This is a genomic window from Streptomyces sp. NPDC005899, assembly GCF_040629645.1.
In the GTDB taxonomy this organism is placed as follows: domain Bacteria; phylum Actinomycetota; class Actinomycetes; order Streptomycetales; family Streptomycetaceae; genus Streptomyces.
Map to the genome: position 1 here is coordinate 1 of NZ_JBEXWB010000538.1, position 2,939 is coordinate 2,939.

The following is a 2,939-nucleotide window of genomic DNA, read 5'->3' on the forward strand; positions in this document are numbered from 1 at the left end:
CGGCGACGGCGCCGCCGACCTGGTGGCCGTGGCCCGCCGCGGCCTCCCGGCCCCCCGGGGGCGCGGGGGGGCCCCCCCGGGCCCCCCCGGGGCCCCGCGGCCGCCCGCGGGGCCGCGGCGGCCGGCCCGGGCCCGGCGGGTGCCCGCGGGGTCCCGGGCCGGACGCCGCGTGGTGAGCCGGGCCGGTGCCGCGCGGGCGCGCCCCGGTGGGCCCCGTGGGCTCCCTCAGGTCCGGGTGAGCCGCTCGGGGAGCGCGGCCGCGTGCAGCACCACCAGTCCGGAGACCGCGCGGGTCAGCGCCACGTACAGCCGGCGCAGGCCCGTGCGTTCGTCGGGCTCGCCGTCGACCACGGCCGACGGCTCGTCCAGCACCACGTAGTCGTACTCCAGGCCCTTCGCCAGCGACGCCGGGACCAGCGTCAGCCGGGAGGCGGCGGTGGTCTCCTCACCGGGGGAGAGGAAGCTGTGGCCGGCCGCGGCGAGGGCCCCGGCCAGGACCGGGATGCGGGCGTCCGCCGCGATCAGGCCGATCGAGCCCTCGTTGCGCAGCGACTCCCCGCACGCCGCGACCACCGCCGCGTCCAGCGCCTGCGGAGCCACCTCCCGCACCTCCAGGGAACCGGGGGCCTCACGGACCGATTCCACGGGGGCCAGCCCCGGCGAGATCGCGGGGAGCAGCCGTGAGGCGTACGCGATCACCTCGCGCGGCACGCGGAAGCCCGCGGTCAGCTCCTCCACCAGCGCGTCCGGCTTGCCCAGGTGGAACAGCGCCCGTTCCCAGCTCTCCGTCGACCACGGGGTCGTCCCCTGCGCCAGGTCGCCGAGGACGGTCGCCGAACCGGTGGAGCAGCGCCGGCCCACCGCCCGGTACTGCATCGGGGACAGGTCCTGGGCCTCGTCGATCACCACGTGGCCCAGCGAGTGGGTGCGGGCCACCAGGTCGGCCGCCTCGTCGATCAGGACCGCGTCCGCCGCCGTCCACTTCGCCGACTTCACGCTGCGGGCGGGCCTCACCATGAGGATCCGCTTCTGCTCGTCCCCGGAGAGGATCCCCTCCGCGTGCACGGCCAGGAAGTCCGCGTCCGTCAGGAGCCGCAGCACCAGTTTCGCCGGGTCCACCGCCGGCCAGATCGCCTTCACGGCCGCCTTCACCGCCGGATCGCGCGCCACCGCGTTCTGCACGCGGTCGTCCGGGGCCTCGCCCGCCTCCTCCATCCGGACCAGCACCGCGTGGGCGATGCGCTGCGGCAGGGCCTCGTGGGCGGCGCCGTAGCGCATGTCGCGGGCCAGCAACTCGCCGACCATCTCCTCGACCTCGTAGGCGGGCACCCGCCAGCGGCGGGAGCCGCGCACGACGACGACCGGCTCGGTGGGCGGTGTGACGTGCGAACGGATCGCCCGCCGCAGGACCTCCGCCATCCGGGCGTCCCCCTTGACCACGGCGGCGGCCGCCTCGTCCGTCCCCCGCACCTCGGCCCGGGCCGCCACCAGGTCCTCCACGGTGGCCTGCTTCACCTCCAGCTCCCCGAGGGTGGGCAGGACCTGCTCGATGTAGTGGAGGAAGGACCGGTTGGGGCCGATGACGAGGGTGCCGGTGCGGGCGAGCCGCTCGCGGTGCGCGTACAGGAGGTAGGCGACCCGGTGCAGGCCCACGGCGGTCTTCCCGGTGCCGGGACCACCCTGCACGCAGACCGTCCCGCCGAGCCCGCTGCGGACGATCTCGTCCTGCTCGGGCTGGATCGTCGCCACGATGTCCCGCATCGGCCCGACGCGGGGCCGCTCGATCTCCGCCTGGAGGAGCTTGCTGGTCTGCTCCTTCTCCGCCGGGTCCGAGAGGTGCTCGTCCTCGTAGGCGGTCAGTTCGCCGCCGGTGTAACCGAAGCGGCGGCGCCGGTCGACGTCCAGCGGGTTGTTCCTGGACGCCTGGTAGAAGGGCTGGGAGACCGGGGCGCGCCAGTCGATGACCATGGGGTCGCCGTGCGCGTCGTGGACGTGACGGCGGCCGATGTAGAACTGCTCCCCCTCGGCGCCCTCCGCCTCGTCGCCACCCACCGTGTGCAGGTAGTCCAGGCGGCCGAAGAACAGCGGGGTGTGCGTCAGGTCGGCGAGCGCCTTGATGCGGTCGTCGATCTGGGACTGCAGGACGGCGGCGTTGACCCAGTTCGCCGTGACGTCGCGGATGTCGAGCGCCTGCACGTCCTCACGCATGGCGCGCAGGGCGGCGCGGGACTCGGCGAGGTGGGTGCGCTCCCTGAGCAGGGGATTGCTTGTCTCTTCGTGCGCGGGCACGGTGTTGCCTCCGGCTTTTCGACGCAGGACAGCGGACCGTGCTCACCGCGCGGTCCGCCGGGGACGTTCACACAGATGCGCACGCGCTCGGCGCGTGCGGCTGTTGTCGGCCGGTTTCCGTCCGGTCGGCGGCGCTCCCCCGGCTGCCGGCCGCTCAGGTGCGGGGCCGGTACCACGGTGCGGGAGGCGGGCAGACCGGCGAGTGTATCGACCGGCACCCCCGGGGTCGAACCGTTTACCGGCCCGGCGGTCCCCGCGTCCGCCTGCCCCCCGTCCGTCCCGTAGGGGACCGCGCGGGGCCGCGTGGGACCTGAGGCCTACCCGGCGGCCCGGTGGCTTCCGTCCGCGGGCCGATGCCTCCACGGGGGCCGTCGGAGCACCATGGACGTATGAGCACCGTTCAGCTGAACCCACGAAGGACCGGCCCCGCGCACGGCGCGACGGCGGTCACCGGTCACTCACCGGCCGGCCACCGGCTGGGGGAAGCGGTGCGCGCCGTAGCCGTCTTCGCGCGCACCGCCTTCGGGGTGGCCGTCCTCGGGGAGTACGCCGAGGAGGCGGGGATCGTCCGCCGCCACCACTGACCCCACCGGCCCGCTCGCCGGCCGGGACCAGGGACACGGACCTGCGGCGCGGGCCCGCACCCCGGA

General features: G+C 75.7%; 2 protein-coding genes. One reads left to right on the forward strand and one right to left on the reverse strand.

Annotation, left to right across the window (positions count from 1 at the left end; genetic code table 11):
• Positions 1-225: 225 nt before the first annotated feature.
• Positions 226-2,289, reverse strand: a complete 2,064-nt coding sequence (locus tag ABZ371_RS31085) for a UvrD-helicase domain-containing protein (RefSeq protein ID WP_358685958.1) — start codon at positions 2,287-2,289, stop codon at positions 226-228.
• 389 nt (positions 2,290-2,678) lie between these two features.
• Between ABZ371_RS31085 and ABZ371_RS31090 the strand changes: the two genes are divergently transcribed.
• Positions 2,679-2,873, forward strand: a complete 195-nt coding sequence (locus tag ABZ371_RS31090; RefSeq protein WP_358685960.1) for a hypothetical protein — start codon at positions 2,679-2,681, stop codon at positions 2,871-2,873.
• Positions 2,874-2,939 lie beyond the last annotated feature (66 nt).